This is a genomic window from Neobacillus sp. SRL179, from assembly GCF_984799095.1.
Genome location: NZ_OZ481792.1, coordinates 2,372,441 through 2,387,453, shown reverse-complemented (window position 1 = coordinate 2,387,453; position 15,013 = coordinate 2,372,441). Strand labels below are relative to the sequence as shown.

Genomic DNA, 15,013 nt, shown 5'->3' with positions numbered 1-15,013 from the left:
TGCAATTTATTGGTACTTGATAGAATTACTTCTCACCTCCCTTCTGCCCCCCGCCGGTTCTGGGAACCCTTTTCCAGTATTTTTTACACTTAAGCGGACTACTTGATCAACTTCAAGCTGAAAAATGTCCATTAGATAACCTCCAATGGACAAAATCAATTTATTTTACCGAAACAGACTCGAAAGACCATTTAGGAAGTGATTTACGAACTGGTTTATCCTCCCGATATCCAAGTGCATATTCACCTTGCATAATCGTGTGAATTTCTCGGGTTCCTTCATAAATAACCGGAGCCTTTGAATTCCTTAAGAATCGCTCAACTGGATATTCATCAGAATAACCATAAGCCCCATGGATTTGGACAGCATCATTGGCCGCATCGAAGGCAGCATTACAAGATATCCATTTGGCTAGCGAAGTTTCCCTTGTATTTCGTTTGCCCTCATTTTTTAAGGTACCTGCTTTGTATACTAAAAGGCGAGAGATTTCCAAATTGGCACTCATTTTTGCGATCATTTGCTGCACTAGCTGATGTCTGCCAATTTCTTTCCCAAATGTCTTTCTTTCCTGGCAGTATTTTAAGCTGGCTTCTAAACTGGCATTGATTAACCCACAAGCCCCAGCAGCTACGGTAAAACGCCCGTTATCTAGAGCAGACATGGCAATTTTAAAGCCCTCTCCTTCCTCACCGAGTAAATTAGCAACAGGAACCCTTACCTCAGTTAGGAAGACCTCACCAGTATTTCCTGCCCTGATCCCCAGCTTTCCCTTAATCGCTTTTGAAGTAACTCCGGGAAAGTCACGTTCAACGATAAAGGCTGAAATCCCTCTTGAACCAAGGCTTGAATCTGTCTTTGCAAAAATTAGAAAATGATCTGCTACATCGCAAAGAGAAATCCATGTTTTTGACCCATTTAGAATGTAGGAATTTCCATCTCGGACCGCAGTTGTGTTCAGTGCTCCTACATCGGATCCGGCATTAGGCTCTGTTAATCCAAATGCCCCAATTTTTTCACCCTTAGCTTGCGGAACTAAATACTTTTGTTTTTGTTCTTCATTTCCCCATTGCAGCAATGTCATACTATTTAAGCCTGTGTGTACAGAAACAGCTGTACGATAAGCGGTATCTCCACGCTCCAATTCCTCACAAACAATGGCTAACGTATTATAATCCATTCCTACTCCGCCGTATTCTTCAGGAATACAGACACCCATTAACTGTAAATCTGCTAATCTTTTTAAAATCCTTGGTTCAAAATGCTGATTTCGATCCCATTCCTGTATATAAGGTATAATCTCTTTATCTACAAACTTCCGTACCATTTTCTGTACATTTTGTTGTTCTTCGGTTAAGTTAAAATTCATCATCAACATTTCCTCCCCATTTTTCATATGATTAACCTATCATGTTGTGTCCGCCGTTAATTAAAATCACTTGTCCCGTTTTCTCTACTAAAATATTTTTATTTTACATAAACTACTTTATATATTGGGCATGGAGCTGGGACGCGATAATATTTTTCTGAATTTCTGATGTCCCTTCGTAAATCCTGGTAATCCGTGCATCACGGTAAAAGCGTTCAATTGGGTAATCAGCAATATATCCGAGGCCTCCATGAATTTGCACCGCCTTGTCTGCTACGCGATTGTAAATTTCAGAACCTAGCAATTTCACCATTGCCGCTTCCTTGATTACTTTCATGTTTTGGTCAACCATCCAGGCAACTCGGTAAGTCATTGCCCGCAGCGACTCTGTATCCATTGCCATTTCAGCTAAATAATGCTGAATAATTTGCTGTTCAAAAATAGGTTTCCCAAATTGAATTCTCGTATGGGCATAATCCAGTGACATTTCAAGTAATTTGTCACAGGATCCAAGATTCCTTGCCGCAAGGCCCGCACGTCCATTTGCGAGGATTTTCAAGGCATTCACATACCCCTGTCCTTCTTCTCCTAACACATTTTTAACTGGAACCTCACAGTCCTCAAAGAATATTTCAGCAGAATGTGATCCATGAAGTCCCATCTTCTTCTCTTTTTTTCCTATTTTAAATCCTGGAAAGTCCTTCTCAACAATGAACGAGGTAATTCCCTTCGCACCTTTGGATGGATCGGTTACAGCCATAACGGTAAAAACATCAGCTAGAAACGCATTCGTAATGTAATGCTTACTGCCATTGAGGATATATGTATCTCCTTTTTTTACGGCGGTTGTTTTTAGATTAGTAGCATGAGACCCCGCACTTGGCTCTGTTAACGCAAAGGCTCCAATACGATTTCCTCTTGCCATATCCGGTAAATACTTGCGTTTTTGTTCTTCATTCCCCATTTCGACTATCCCTACTGAACCAATCCCCGTATGACCGCCAATAACCGTGGTATAACCATTATGGGTCCTGCCCAATTCTTCATAGGCTGCACATTTTCCAACCATTCCAATGCCTAAACCGTCATACTCTTCTGGAATACTCAGTCCGAATAGTCCCATTTCTTTGGACATTTCTAGGATTTTCCCCGGGATTTCATCTGTTTCTTCAATTTCCATCGCGTTTGGTTCTACTTCATTGTCAACAAATTCTCGTATTCCCTGCTTTAGAGTTAGAATGTCGTCTGATAACCTAAAATCCATTTGTTTACCATCCCTTCATAATACCGATAGAAATAAAAATAGTACTCCAGTATAGAGAAAATCTCCCCTATACTGGCATTCAATCTAAATCATTGTTAATCCGCCGCTCACCGACAGGGTTTGACCTGTTACGTAGCCGGCATCATCCGATACGAAGTAAGCTACAGCACCGGCTATATCTTCCGGCTGTGCTAAGCGACGGAAGGGAATTGCTTTTTCTAATGCCCCCGCAAGCCCTTCATTGTACGAACCAATTTCTTGAAATAATGGCGTGTCACTTGGTCCTGGTGCAACACAATTAATGTTGATTTTATGGCGGGCCATTTCACGTGCCAGGGTTTTGGTCAGAGCAACAACTCCTCCCTTTGCAGCGGAATAAACTGCCTCCCCGCTTGACCCCACTCTTGCAGCATCAGAAGCGATATTTACTACCTTCCCGTAACCGTTTTCAATCATTACCGGCAAAATCTCCTTACAAGTATGGATCTGCCCCATTAAGTTGATATCAATAATCTTCTTCCATGTTTCTGGCTCACTTTTTAAAAATGGCTCTACCTTATCCCACCCGGCATTATTTACGAGCACATCGATCCTTTGGTAAACATGAACAGCCTCTCGCACCGCAGTTTTCACGCTTACTAAATCCGTTACATCACAATAGACAGCCATTGCTTCACCTTGGTTTTCCTTAATAATCGAGACGGTTTCTTCTGCACCTCCTCTATTGATATCGGCAACAATGATTCTCATAGACCGGGAAGCTAGTAATTTCGCAATTTCTCTGCCAATTCCACTTCCGGCTCCTGTTATAAACGCTACACGTTGGACCATTCACAATCCCTCCTATATCTTCTATATTTATTTGGCGGCACTTTCCTCTACAAAATTTACTAATAAAAGCGATCCGTTATACTCTATCCGCTAACTTCTCATTGATCATCGACCGTAAGCGGAATTTTTGAATTTTACCGCTTGGCGTTCTTGGGAAATCCTCAATCACTTCTAAGTGCTCCGGCCAATATTGCTTTGCCACTCCTTTATCAGCTAAAAAAGTTTGCAATGCTTCCATCGTAAGAGGTTCCTTTCCCTGCTTCAAACTAATAAATGCACAGGCTTTCTCTTGAAGTCGGACATCCGGCATCGCTACAATTTGAACAATCGATACGTCGGGATGTTCGTATAATATATTTTCTACGTAGGCAACAGGGATGTTTTCGCCGCCACGGATGATAATATCTTTGTTACGACCAGTTATTCGGATATATCCGTCTACATCCATAACCGCCCTGTCCCCGGTAATAAACCAATCTCCGTCAAACTCTGACTTTGTTAACTCCAATCGTTTTAGATAACCAACAAACAACGCCGGACCCCTAACTAGTAAATCGCCTTCACTATTTGGCGGCAGCTGACTCCCATTTGCATCAACTACCTTTACTTCCATCTTAGGGAATGGAGTGCCATCCGTATTGGTTAGCTTTTCCTCCGTATCATTCGCAAGTGTTAGCGTTACAAGGCCATTTTCCGATTGACCCCAGCCTGATAGAATCCTGCAAGGCAATTTTTGGGCAGCCTGCTTTACAAGTGTTCTAGGTATTGGTGCCCCGATGGCAATAAAGTATTTTAAGGAGCTTAAATCATAGTTTTCGATATCCTCGACTTGTATGGTATCTTGTAAAAATGGCGTCGCAGCTGTCGTAAAGGTTATTTTCTCTTTTTCAATCAATTCGATAAATTCTTTTGGGTTCCAAATATCTTGGTAGACGGCGGTTCCTCCATAAATAAAGGGTAAGCGGACGCCATAAAGAAAACCGGTCTGATGTGCAAAAGTAGATGCCATGAAAATCACATCTTCAGACGTTAACTTCAAGTGGTCGAGCCAAAGTTCTGAGGTAAAGGTGACGGTATTATGGGTATGCATAACACCTTTTGGTTCGCCTGTGGTTCCGGAAGTAAAAATAATTTCTGTAAGTTTATTGGGATCAATGCTGATTTTGTCTAATTCACTTGGGTCTCTTCGTTCTTCCCATGGTACATCAATGAGGGACGAAAAAGATTTCATTCCTGCCGGTACATGTTTCCCAATAACGTATATATGCTCCATACAAGGCCATTCTGGAAGAAGTCTTTCAATCATTTCCGGATAGTTGAAGCCTCGGAAAACATCAGGCACTACAATCATCTTGGATTCGGCAAGTTTGACCATAAAGCCAATTTCCCTGTCACGGTAAATAGGGATCAATGGATTACTGATGGCCCCAATTCTTGTAACTGCAAAATGAAGAATGATAAATTCATTCCAGTTAGGCAATTGAAAAGAGATAACGTCGCCTTTTTTTAACCCGTTTTCTAGCAAGCCAAGAGCCACACGATCCACTAATTTACCGAGTTCCTTATAGGTATAGCGGCTTTTTTTATCAATAATGGCCGTTTTATCAGGGTTCTGTTCAATCGCTTTCTGCAAATAGTGTAAAATGGTTTTACCTGACCAATCGGATTTGTATTTTTCACAAATTTCTTCTGTTAAAATCGTCTCGAAACTCATCAGCTTGATTCCCCCTTAAATATAGGTAAACACTTAATTACTGCCTGAATTTCTTAAAATCAACCGGTCTTTTTTCCACAAAGGCGTTTCTTCCTTCTGCTGACTCATCTGTTTTGTAAAACATCCCGAGACTCGCCATTGCAATTTGTGAAATACCTTCAATATTTGCGGAATCAGCATTGAAGGAGTATTTCAACATTTTGATGGCAGTTGGGCTTTTTTCTACTATTTTTGCGGCCCATTCGTCGGCAGCTGCCATCAATTCACTTTGCGGTACAATCTTATTGACGAGTCCCATTTCCTTTGCTTCTTGTGCCGTGTATTTTTCGCATAAATACCAAATTTCCCTTGCCTTCTTTTCTCCAACTATCCTAGCCAAATAGGCTGAACCCAAACCGGCATCGTAACTGCCTACCTTTGGACCGCTTTGGCCGAAAATAGCGGTTTCAGAAGCAATCGTTAAATCACAGAGGACATGTAGTACATGACCGCCGCCTATCGCAAAGCCATTTACGGCAGCTATGACAGGCTTGGGCATCGCACGGATGGTTCGATGGAGATTTTCTATTTCTAAACCGATCCCGCCACCAAGACCACCAGAACTATCATAGCCGTTGTCTCCTTTATTCTTTTGGTCACCGCCAGTACAAAATGCCTTCTCGCCTGCGCCAGTTAAAATGACGGCACCAATTCGGTTATCATCCCAAGCGTCACGGAATGACCAGATTAATTCTTGGACTGTTAGCGCTCGAAATGCATTATAAACTTCAGGTCGGTTAATGATAATTTTGGCAATTCCATCTCTTTTTTCGTAAATTACATCTTGTAATTCCATCTCTTTTTCCCTCCATTTTTCCATAATTTTGTCTCCTAGCTTAATACGGACGAAATTCTTTACCGATTAATTCTCTTGCGATGACAATTTGATTTGCTTGAGCCGTGCCATCCCCAATTTCCAAACCAATGACGTCTCGTAATCTTTGTTCAAGCGGCATTTCTTTCGTATAGGCATAATGGCCATTGAGGAGCATGCATTCGTGAATCGCTTCCTGGCTGTATTTTGGTCCAAGCCACTTAACAGTGGATGCTTCTTTCGAATGCTTTTTACCTTGATCACGGAGCCAAAGACCACGATAGGCCTGCCATTTGATTAATTCTAATTGTGTGTAATGGGTAACAATTGGAAAGGTTACACCTTGAAACGTTGCTAAGGGTTTTCCAAATGCATGCCTTGTTTTAACATGTTCAATTGTTTCATCGATGCTTTGGAAGGCCGCCCCCACACATTGAAGACCAATTAACAGCCGGCTTAAGTCAAATCCATTCATCACCTGGAAAAAGCCGTTATTTTCTAATCCAATTAAATTCTCTTCAGGGACCTCTACCTCCGTTAAATATATGGAGCCTCTCCCAATCGGGATATTTCCCATGTCGTCATAGCCTTTACATTCCACTCCTGGAAGGTCGGAAGGCACTACGAATGCGCTTATGCCCTTACTGCCAGAATTCGGATCCGTTTTAGCAAAAACAATAAAGGCATCCCCAAACGTCGCTGCACTGATTCCAGACTTTTCTCCATTTAGTATATAGCGGTCTCCTTTATGTACAGCCGTTGAGCGGATTCCCGCAGCATCGGTTCCTGCCAATGGCTCAGTAATGGCGACACCAACGATTTTTTCTCCACTTGCAATTTGTGGCAGCCATGTTTTTTTTAATTGCTCTGTTGCATGAGTAGTAATGATTTCCGAGGCCAATGCATTAAGCATGACCGCATAAGTCAAATTGAAATCACCCCGGCCAATTTCTTCTGCTGCAATCCCGGCAGTGAGACACTCAGCCCCGCTTCCTCCATACTCTTCAGGAATCCTTAGACCATTAACTCCTAGCTCCCCAAGCTTTTTCCATAAATGTCTTGGATGCTTCTGTTCACGGTCCCATTTGGTATAGTGCGGTAGTAGTTCATTCATAGAAAAATGACTCAGCATGTCTCGAAAATACTCTTGTTCTTCGCTAAATGAAAAATTTAACAAGATAACCCACTCCTTTAACTTTTATATTTGCAAATTTTGTGCCAACTTTTGATTGCCCTTTATTCAGGCTTTTTCCTTTCGAATTTTTGCAATTCTACTATTTTTCGCAGATCTGTGACACAACCATGCGAATCGTATTATCCTTTAAACTCTATGAACGCAAAAAACACACGAAATCGTGTGTTTTTCCAGATTTTATTTCAATTTATATTTAGCCATTTTCCTATAAAGGCTTGCTAAATGGATGTTTAAGATTTGCGCAGCCTTTGTTCGGTCACCATTTGATTCTTTTAAAGCTCGCTGAATAGCAGCTATTTCAGCCCTTTTGACTGCCTCTTCCAAGCTTACGGCAACCGTGCCCTCTTCTTCATCGATTTTCTGTACAGCAACATCAAAAGCTGAAAAATGAAATGAATTTTCAATGGTTAGTGTGTCACCCTCTACCAAATTCATCCCACGCTCAATACACGCTCTTAGTTCTCGAACATTCCCAGGCCAATCATAGGACACAAGCCATTCCTTCAGTTCCGGAGTCATATATTTCACATTTTGTCCTATTTTATCATTTAAATAATTAATAAAATGATAGGCCAAGGGCAATATATCTTCTTTTCTTTGCCGCAGCGAAGGAATTTTTAATTCAAACACGTACAAGCGGTAAAATAAATCCTGCCTGAACTTTCCCTCCTGAACAAGTGTTTTTAAATCCTGATTCGTTGCCGCAATGATGCGGATATCAACATTTTTACTCCCTGTTCCCCCAAGCCGTTCCACTTCTCTTTCCTGTAATACTCGGAGAAGTTTACCCTGTGCTTGGTAGGGAAGTTCGGATATTTCATCTAAAAAAAGGGTCCCATTTTGTGCCAATTCTATTTTACCGGGCTTTCCTTCTTTTTTCGCCCCGCTGAAAGCCCCTGCTTCATATCCAAACACCTCAGATTCAAATAGCTCATGGGGTATAGCAGCACAGTTCACGGCAACAAATGAATGATTCTTTCTTGAACTAAGTCCATGAATCGCTTGGGCAAATAGTTCTTTTCCCGTTCCACTTTCCCCTGTAAGCAGCACAGTGGAATTACTCGTGCCGATTCTTGCTGCCAATTCTTTAATTTGAGTCATCAATTGGCTTTCTCCGATAATATCCTCAAAACTATATCGAATGCGATTGTTAGATTTATTTTTTAACATTGGCTTTTTCCCACCTATGAACTGTGACTCGGTAAAATAAGGATCACAACCTGTCCTTTGACCACTTCATTTCCAAATTGGTTAAAACAACTAACCTTTTGAGTTACCCAGTTTCGGTCAGGGTTAATATCAATAATTTCAAGTTCTGCAGTAATTTCATCACCTATATGGACTGGTTGATAAAAAACTACTTCTTTTTGTAGTAATACACATGCAGTTCCAGGCAATTTTTGGCTAATAACCTGCGTAATTAGACCTTCCGTAAGTAAACCAGGAACAAGCGGTTTGGAGGAAATACCCTTCCAATCATTCTCAACTTCTTGATATATAGGACTAAAATCTCCCGTTAATTCGTTACACAATTTGACATCATTTTCATTAAATGTTCGTTTTAGTCTAGCGATTTGTCCGATAAACAATTTTTCAATAATTACACTCATGGTATACTCTCCCACAGTATGAATATTTTGAATATTTGGTCTTAATTATACTATACTTTTTGGAATGTTTAAATGCAAGTGAACCTCTTTCCAATTAATACAATTAAAATCGGAGTGCCATTTTAATGGCTTGCGTTCTCCATCCACTCAACCAATTTCTTAAATTGACCATTTATGCGAAAAGCTTCTGCCTCTTGTTTCATTTGTTGATTTCGTTTAAAACTAGAAGTCTTTCTATCCTTTATTTCAGTTGAATGCTCCTTCAGTTTATAGGCTATTGTTAATGTATCTTCATATATCTTCTTCATATCCCATTGCTCGGAATCTTTTTTTCTCGATATTAACCTTGAGCCAGAACCACCTTTGTACTCTACTTCCCACGTATAATTTAAGTTCAATTCACAGAACATGTAATCTATGATACAGGCAAGAGTTTTTCGATCTACTAAAACATTCCTCACTTTTTCCTGAAATCATTTTCTTAGACCTGCCATATTCTAAATTCATATCCTATCCAAGCATGGACAATTAACACCTTCAATTTTATGACAATACGTTTCGTCAGTAACACCAGAAGACTTAAGAGATTAGGAGAAAGAGAATGAATATATCATTTTTTCAGGATAGTTATTAATTTGACAGATACCTAATTGTTGTTGTTATAATATAGATAATTCAATAAGGTTATCAAGAGTGAACGAGAGTCCTGGCTCAAGGAATTCACAGCAACCTGCCAATTGGTAAGGTGCTCCAACCAGCAAAGCAATGCTTTGAATGATAATGATCGGCTTAGGCTCTTTGTTGCGTTCATATGCAATAAAGAGCTTTTTTCGTTGCCTTCGTTTTAGTAACCTATTGATTTAATAAATAGGAGGACAAAAGATGAATACTTCAGGATTTATAAGAGGAATGATGTCAAAAAATATGGAGGGAGAAAAATTTTTCCTTTATGTTGCTACTTGCATTGAAAAAGAACTACAGGAATGGGATCCAGATTTTAAAGTAATGGTAATGAAGCTCAAGAACTATGAATTGTTTGTTACAGGTAACCAAGAATCACTCCAAGTTACTATTACAGAAAAAGAGATAAAAACACTTCAACAAAGAGGTCCGTATGCTCTAGATAGAAAAATTTGGAGGGAGCTAGAACAACAAGGCCTTCAGATAATACGAGGTTCTGGAAATTATTTAGGACATGTATTTATGGTAAAGTAAGATATCTAGGAAATTTAAGAGCTGCCCCCAAGCACAGTAATGCACTTGTGGTTAGGTCCTTTAATTCAGAAAGTTGACATTATATATGTGAGTGAACGCTTGGGGTACGGCAAAATTGAAACGACATATTAGTACTATTCTCACGGGATAAAGGAGCTGCGGGAGGAAGAATAGAAACTAGCGATTGATTCCTCGAGAATATATAGCTCAGTTTAAATAAAGATTGTTGTGGTTTGTTTATGATATATGAAAGGTGTCGTTGCGCGAATACCAGCATCAATTATCGGGAGTAATGTAGTGGCTAATTAAATACGTGTTAGAAAAACAAAACTGTAACTCACACTACTTACCAGCAGGGTGAGTTGTTTTTTGTTTAATGAGTATAGCTTATGGATGTTTAGTTGAATTAGAATAATACTCTAGTGTTAAAATTAAACTTCCCAACTACTTATAATCTCAGACACCTTACTTCCTTTTACAAAAAATACTGCAATGTCTATAGAATCAAGAAAAGGTTTAATTTTGTTTATTAATTCTCGATGATCTCTATTATCTGGAATTGCAAACGCTGTTTTATATATGTACTCATCTAACTTGGGCATAGAGAGTGTTTCAGCTGTGGCAAATAGGAGTTCCGATATATGAACTTTTATTTGACTTCTATCAAATGGTTTACCGTATCTTTTTGAAGAAGAATCGGAACTAGTTTCCCCTATGGCCTCGATAAAAAGTCTTATGTCATTGTTAGAGTTTGTTTTCTTTGCGATTACATCCTTTCCTGAATGCTTAATTTCTTTCTTTCGATTTATGATCATATAACCCCTTTCTACTAAATCTTGGCAAACGGCATCAATGACATCTAATTCAAACAACAAGGAAAACACAACCTTTCTCTTTTCATTTCTACATATGTGAGTCTTGATTAAATTATATTATTCTAGAAAATCAAAGGCATAGCCTTTTACATTCCCTTTATAATTGGCTTTTAATAAAATAAACTTATTTCTACACCTTACAACTACAAGCCTTGTAAACGATGTGGAAAGCAATTCCGGCCCACCTCTAGGGTTAATAGATAATGTAGTGATCTATGTAAGGTTTCTGCTAGGAGACATTCCTATAGAATAACAAATATAAAACGTTGAATAAGCCACTTAAATAACAACATTTTGAGTGCTGAAACCAGGCCATTACAGGGGTAAAATTCGCGAAAGGGGTTTAAGTAGTTTGGCAGCGGCCCCACCTAAAAACAGTTGTTTTCCCCTGTCTAAGTTCGCCAGCCCCCTGTAGATTAGCCCCTATTCTCTAATTCTTCGTTTCTTTGTCTTAATTCATCATTAGCTGATTTTATTTCTGTATTTAGGTAGTTTATTTGTGCCGTCAATTCTGATAGCTCATTCAAGTAATCCTCAAGTTTATTATGAATTTCCTCAGTAGTATAACTCCCATAATATCCTCCACTACTGTAACTACTGTCATTACTGTCCAAAAGAAGTTTAGACCCTATACCTAGCCCTACACCTATTAACCCTTTAAATAGATCTTTTCCAGACATAGCCCTTTCCCCCCCATTTCTATAAACTTTAAATTCTTCCTTTATTATCATGATAGTTTTTATTGTAGTCAATAAATGTTTGAAAGTTTAGAAATCTGTTGTAAAAATTTATAAAAGCAACTCCAATATTTCAATTTGAATAATCAAGAGGTACCCTTACCGGCTATACAGTTGGAAATATATTTGTTAGAAAATTTTATAACTTCGAATTCCAATATTCCACAAAAGCTCTGTAACCCTTCTCAGTTATAAAATATGGAATCAACTGCTCTCCCCTTAGCTTATAAGAATAAATGGAGGGTTTACCCAACCGAAATGCTTTTTCCATTCTGTGATTGCCATCTATGATAGAAAATATTCCAGGACGGATTTCAGCTTGGACTATAATACTATCTATATTAACAGTAGGTAAATGGTCTTCATTTAAAGATGAATGAAGTCCATGCCACTTAAACCATTCATTAATATTTATGTATTCTTTAGCAACAACTAGTTTCCCACAATGAATGTCTTCCAAAATTCTAGATATATTAAAATGAAATACTCCATTTCGAAATATTTCATCGTTTTCTTTAACAGGGCAGGATTCATATAATTTCTTTACATGCATCATTCTTGATTGACTCATCAATTCTCTCTCCTTCCAACTATCAAAAACTCCTACAAATGATGAATCGATGATATTACTTCAAGATACTGTCTGCGTTTCTTTGAAATTTCTGCATATTCATCGTATATCAATTCTTCATAATCAAAACTTTGGTTGCTTTCCATTGTATCGTAGTATTTTTTGTTTAAAACCTCCATTACGACTTCACTCTTTTGTAGTTTTTCTGACACAAGGAATTTTTGCTCCTTATCTCCCCAATACACATAAATTTCGGAGCTAAGGTCATCTCCTCCTCCAATAATATACCGGGAAAGTTGATATTCAAATAAAAAGTAACTTTCATGCTCCATATAAACAATCATACATTTTCTAACAGCTTTAGATAGACGGTGAAAATTCCGATCATAATCGGAATTTGACTCAGTACTTACTAATATACCTGCTTTTTTACATTCTTTACACAGATGTTCACGGTGACCTCTACCGCTAAATTTTTCATTAGGCAGAAAATCCCCACATCCTTTGCAGAAATGGCCTTGTTTCTTACTTCTCACTCATAAAACTCCCCATTAATAGTTATTCAACCCTTACCTAATTAATATTTTATCACCTTCGTAAAACCAATACGCTATTAAGCATTACTAATTTCGCTTGTGTAAAATTTGTGTAAAATGATTTAAAAACCTACCTTAGTCAGCCGTTTTCCCACAAAAAAAAAAACACTCATAAACGTTGATTTAACAACATTTATGAGTGTTTCACCGTTTCTTAATTTAACTCAATTTTACCTAAAGATACCGGTGGTCGGGGTCGAACCGACACACATTAAAAAATACATTCTCATTACATATGGATCAACTAATTTACCCAATTAATATTTATCAACCGTAGCACCCAACACCGATGCACGAATGAAATCAAGCTGCTGAAATCGTTTCAGCTCCTCTGGTGTACCGGTCACAACGGCACCGTTTAAACGGAGCTTCCCGTTCGAAGCCTTGGTATTTTCCTTAATTCCTTTTAAAGCCTCTTTTACGGAACTAGTATGGTTTCCTTCTTTTAGCAGCATTTCTAAAGTGCCAATAAACCCTTGCCCATCTTCGTCAAAATAAGGCTGTTCTGGTAACACCGCAAAGCCAAAAGCGCCTCCTCCTCCCTTCGTCTTCAGACTGTCATCGTCAAGTGTCTTTTCCATCCTATCTAACTGAGTGGTTGTTGTGGTGTCGACCCACAGCCAATTGACATTATTCTGTCCAAGCTTCTCGGCTGCTTGTGATAGGGTCAATGGCTCTTTAAATGATAAAGCCACCTCGACTAAAGTGTTCTTATCCAAGCTCGTTGCGATATCGAGCTCGTGCGGTAGGTAGTCGTATGACAAACCAGGATAATAAAAATCTATTTTTCTTTCATTATTAAAATCATTATACCGAACGTACCTTTTCGCTTCTTTATTTAAACTATTGACCTCCGTGGTTCCACTACCTCTTTCCAGAAGCTTTATTCTTCCGAATACAGGAACCTTTTCGGTCTTCTTATCCCAAAGTATCGAGCGATCCCCAATTGTTTTTCGGTAGGTTGATTCTGCAGTAATACTAAAAAGGTTATAGTTAAATGAGGTGCCTCCGGGAGAAATATTGGCTCCGTGAATACTTTCGTAGAACATATCCGTGTTCTCGATTCTTTTCGTTAGAATATATTGACTGCCCATAAAAAGAATCGTCAATAATAATGTGGTGGTAATAACGGTAATAATGATGTACTTAATCGTTTGTTTCCTTTTTGATTTTTTGACAGCCTTTTGTAAAGAAGGGCTGCTGACAAAGTCAATATCCTGTTCATTTTTTGAATCGTGATTTTCACTCATGGATGGCCTCCTTATAAATCTTCTCAAATTTTTTCCTCGCCCTAAATAGATTCGTCTTGATTGAACTGACACTGATCTCTAAGAGCGTAGAAATTTCTTCATATGTAAGTCCTGAATGATACTTTAACAGCAACAGCTCCTGAAATAGCGGTTTTAACTTTGAGATTGCTCTACCTATTTCACTATTGCGTTCCTTGTGTAGAAAAATAACTTCAGGCTGTTCTTTTTTATCTGTCTTTAGAAGCCCTTCGTCTAGGTTTAAGTCGTACCTTCCTCGCTTCCTGCATTGATCATAATAGGAATTTAACGCCACTCGTATTAGCCAACTACGAATTTTTGCAATTTTGATAGTATCGTAGTACAGCAAATATTTATAAGCAGCTTCCTGAACGGCATCCTCCGCATCTGCCTTTGAAATACTTAACTTTCGTAAGTACCTGTACACTATATTCAGTTCTGCATTGAGTTCATTTTGCTTATTTATTTCAACCATTATCGTCCTCCCCGCTCATAAGACGTATAGCATGAGAAAAAGTTTACAATCATTATAAAAAAAATTTGCAAGGTTTCCCAGGGTCAAAATTACATAGGCATCCTGTTCCACACTTCCCGATTCTCGAATATCGGACATTATTGTAGTGCCGGTCGCCCTAGAATTATTTTCTTCAGAGTTTGTTACACAAAAAGAGCATCAAGTTTTTTCGCTCATTGAAGAAGTATTAGTTACTATTCGAGGATTTTCCAGAATCTTAAATATAGTTCAGCTAGGCAGTAAAGCATTACTGAACCGGGATCATACCCCAGCTCCTAAAAATCCATAAAATGAGGTACAGAACTTTTAAGTTCTGTACCTCATTCAATACTTTTTAATTAGAATTGTTCGGGTAATGACAAGTACAAGGTCAGGTAAAAAAATGGCTTCTTCATCTAAAAAAA

17 protein-coding genes and 1 riboswitch are annotated in these 15,013 nt (G+C 38.6%); of the genes, 1 reads left to right on the top strand and 16 read right to left on the bottom strand.

All coding sequences use genetic code 11. The features are described from left to right. Window positions 1-6: 6 nt before the first annotated feature. The 10 genes from AC4E8C_RS11835 to AC4E8C_RS11790 form a co-directional block, all read right to left on the bottom strand. Window positions 7-132, bottom strand: coding sequence for a hypothetical protein (locus tag AC4E8C_RS11835; protein WP_490212295.1), 126 nt, complete (start codon window positions 130-132; stop codon window positions 7-9). A 28-nt stretch (window positions 133-160) separates the two neighbouring features. Then, complete coding sequence (locus AC4E8C_RS11830; protein ID WP_490212535.1) at window positions 161-1,366, bottom strand: acyl-CoA dehydrogenase family protein; 1,206 nt, start codon at window positions 1,364-1,366, stop codon at window positions 161-163. A 112-nt stretch (window positions 1,367-1,478) separates the two neighbouring features. Further along, complete coding sequence (locus AC4E8C_RS11825) at window positions 1,479-2,630, bottom strand: acyl-CoA dehydrogenase family protein (RefSeq protein ID WP_490212294.1); 1,152 nt, start codon at window positions 2,628-2,630, stop codon at window positions 1,479-1,481. 84 nt (window positions 2,631-2,714) lie between these two features. After that, complete coding sequence (locus AC4E8C_RS11820; protein ID WP_490212293.1) at window positions 2,715-3,461, bottom strand: SDR family NAD(P)-dependent oxidoreductase; 747 nt, start codon at window positions 3,459-3,461, stop codon at window positions 2,715-2,717. Between the two features lie 76 nt (window positions 3,462-3,537). Continuing rightward, entirely contained in the window at window positions 3,538-5,175 is a 1,638-nt protein-coding gene (locus tag AC4E8C_RS11815; RefSeq protein ID WP_490212292.1) for an AMP-binding protein, read from the bottom strand. Between the two features lie 37 nt (window positions 5,176-5,212). Continuing rightward, a complete protein-coding gene (gene menB / locus AC4E8C_RS11810) occupies window positions 5,213-6,010 on the bottom strand; it encodes a 1,4-dihydroxy-2-naphthoyl-CoA synthase (protein ID WP_490212534.1) in 798 nt (265 codons plus the stop codon). A 40-nt stretch (window positions 6,011-6,050) separates the two neighbouring features. Then, complete coding sequence (locus tag AC4E8C_RS11805; protein ID WP_490212291.1) at window positions 6,051-7,205, bottom strand: acyl-CoA dehydrogenase family protein; 1,155 nt, start codon at window positions 7,203-7,205, stop codon at window positions 6,051-6,053. 195 nt (window positions 7,206-7,400) lie between these two features. Then, entirely contained in the window at window positions 7,401-8,393 is a 993-nt protein-coding gene (locus AC4E8C_RS11800) for a sigma-54 interaction domain-containing protein (RefSeq protein ID WP_490212290.1), read from the bottom strand. Window positions 8,394-8,407: 14 nt separating this feature from the next. Continuing rightward, window positions 8,408-8,833: a MaoC/PaaZ C-terminal domain-containing protein gene (locus AC4E8C_RS11795; protein WP_490212289.1), complete on the bottom strand. Its 426-nt coding sequence runs from the start codon at window positions 8,831-8,833 to the stop codon at window positions 8,408-8,410. A gap of 122 nt (window positions 8,834-8,955) precedes the next feature. Continuing rightward, window positions 8,956-9,294: a hypothetical protein gene (locus tag AC4E8C_RS11790; RefSeq protein ID WP_490212288.1), complete on the bottom strand. Its 339-nt coding sequence runs from the start codon at window positions 9,292-9,294 to the stop codon at window positions 8,956-8,958. A 220-nt stretch (window positions 9,295-9,514) separates the two neighbouring features. Further along, a riboswitch (SAM riboswitch) is annotated at window positions 9,515-9,617 on the top strand. Window positions 9,618-9,715: 98 nt separating this feature from the next. Here AC4E8C_RS11790 and AC4E8C_RS11785 point away from each other — a divergent pair. Next, window positions 9,716-10,048, top strand: coding sequence for a hypothetical protein (locus AC4E8C_RS11785; RefSeq protein ID WP_490212287.1), 333 nt, complete (start codon window positions 9,716-9,718; stop codon window positions 10,046-10,048). A 431-nt stretch (window positions 10,049-10,479) separates the two neighbouring features. Here AC4E8C_RS11785 and AC4E8C_RS11780 read toward each other — a convergent pair whose 3' ends face one another. The 6 genes from AC4E8C_RS11780 to AC4E8C_RS11755 all read right to left on the bottom strand — a co-directional run bounded on the left by AC4E8C_RS11780 (window position 10,480) and on the right by AC4E8C_RS11755 (window position 14,570). After that, window positions 10,480-10,923 carry a hypothetical protein gene (locus tag AC4E8C_RS11780; protein WP_490212286.1) on the bottom strand — a complete coding sequence of 148 codons (444 nt, stop codon included), beginning with the start codon at window positions 10,921-10,923 and terminating at the stop codon, window positions 10,480-10,482. 416 nt (window positions 10,924-11,339) lie between these two features. Continuing rightward, on the bottom strand, window positions 11,340-11,603 hold the full coding sequence (locus AC4E8C_RS11775; RefSeq protein WP_490212285.1) for a hypothetical protein: 264 nt from the start codon (window positions 11,601-11,603) through the stop codon (window positions 11,340-11,342). Window positions 11,604-11,799: 196 nt separating this feature from the next. Further along, complete coding sequence (locus tag AC4E8C_RS11770; RefSeq protein ID WP_490212284.1) at window positions 11,800-12,231, bottom strand: hypothetical protein; 432 nt, start codon at window positions 12,229-12,231, stop codon at window positions 11,800-11,802. A gap of 32 nt (window positions 12,232-12,263) precedes the next feature. Next, window positions 12,264-12,767 (bottom strand): hypothetical protein, encoded by a 504-nt coding sequence (locus AC4E8C_RS11765; RefSeq protein WP_490212283.1) that lies wholly within the window; start codon window positions 12,765-12,767, stop codon window positions 12,264-12,266. 317 nt (window positions 12,768-13,084) lie between these two features. Then, window positions 13,085-14,077, bottom strand: coding sequence for an anti sigma factor C-terminal domain-containing protein (locus tag AC4E8C_RS11760; RefSeq protein ID WP_490212282.1), 993 nt, complete (start codon window positions 14,075-14,077; stop codon window positions 13,085-13,087). Further along, entirely contained in the window at window positions 14,070-14,570 is a 501-nt protein-coding gene (locus AC4E8C_RS11755; RefSeq protein WP_490212281.1) for an RNA polymerase sigma factor, read from the bottom strand. The genes AC4E8C_RS11760 and AC4E8C_RS11755 overlap by 8 nt, the downstream gene beginning before the upstream one ends. Window positions 14,571-15,013 lie beyond the last annotated feature (443 nt).

What these genes read in the sequence shown, in the direction of transcription:
- AC4E8C_RS11770 (WP_490212284.1), bottom strand. Translation starts at nt 12,231, where the DNA reads ATGAGTCAATCAAGAATGATGCATGTAAAGAAATTATATGAATCCTGC.
- AC4E8C_RS11755 (WP_490212281.1), bottom strand. Translation starts at nt 14,570, where the DNA reads ATGGTTGAAATAAATAAGCAAAATGAACTCAATGCAGAACTGAATATA.
- AC4E8C_RS11795 (WP_490212289.1), bottom strand. Translation starts at nt 8,833, where the DNA reads ATGAGTGTAATTATTGAAAAATTGTTTATCGGACAAATCGCTAGACTA.
- AC4E8C_RS11815 (WP_490212292.1), bottom strand. Translation starts at nt 5,175, where the DNA reads ATGAGTTTCGAGACGATTTTAACAGAAGAAATTTGTGAAAAATACAAA.
- AC4E8C_RS11825 (WP_490212294.1), bottom strand. Translation starts at nt 2,630, where the DNA reads ATGGATTTTAGGTTATCAGACGACATTCTAACTCTAAAGCAGGGAATA.
- AC4E8C_RS11785 (WP_490212287.1), top strand. Translation starts at nt 9,716, where the DNA reads ATGAATACTTCAGGATTTATAAGAGGAATGATGTCAAAAAATATGGAG.
- AC4E8C_RS11835 (WP_490212295.1), bottom strand. Translation starts at nt 132, where the DNA reads ATGGACATTTTTCAGCTTGAAGTTGATCAAGTAGTCCGCTTAAGTGTA.
- AC4E8C_RS11760 (WP_490212282.1), bottom strand. Translation starts at nt 14,077, where the DNA reads ATGAGTGAAAATCACGATTCAAAAAATGAACAGGATATTGACTTTGTC.
- menB (WP_490212534.1), bottom strand. Translation starts at nt 6,010, where the DNA reads ATGGAATTACAAGATGTAATTTACGAAAAAAGAGATGGAATTGCCAAA.
- AC4E8C_RS11800 (WP_490212290.1), bottom strand. Translation starts at nt 8,393, where the DNA reads ATGTTAAAAAATAAATCTAACAATCGCATTCGATATAGTTTTGAGGAT.
- AC4E8C_RS11820 (WP_490212293.1), bottom strand. Translation starts at nt 3,461, where the DNA reads ATGGTCCAACGTGTAGCGTTTATAACAGGAGCCGGAAGTGGAATTGGC.
- AC4E8C_RS11830 (WP_490212535.1), bottom strand. Translation starts at nt 1,366, where the DNA reads ATGAATTTTAACTTAACCGAAGAACAACAAAATGTACAGAAAATGGTA.
- AC4E8C_RS11775 (WP_490212285.1), bottom strand. Translation starts at nt 11,603, where the DNA reads ATGTCTGGAAAAGATCTATTTAAAGGGTTAATAGGTGTAGGGCTAGGT.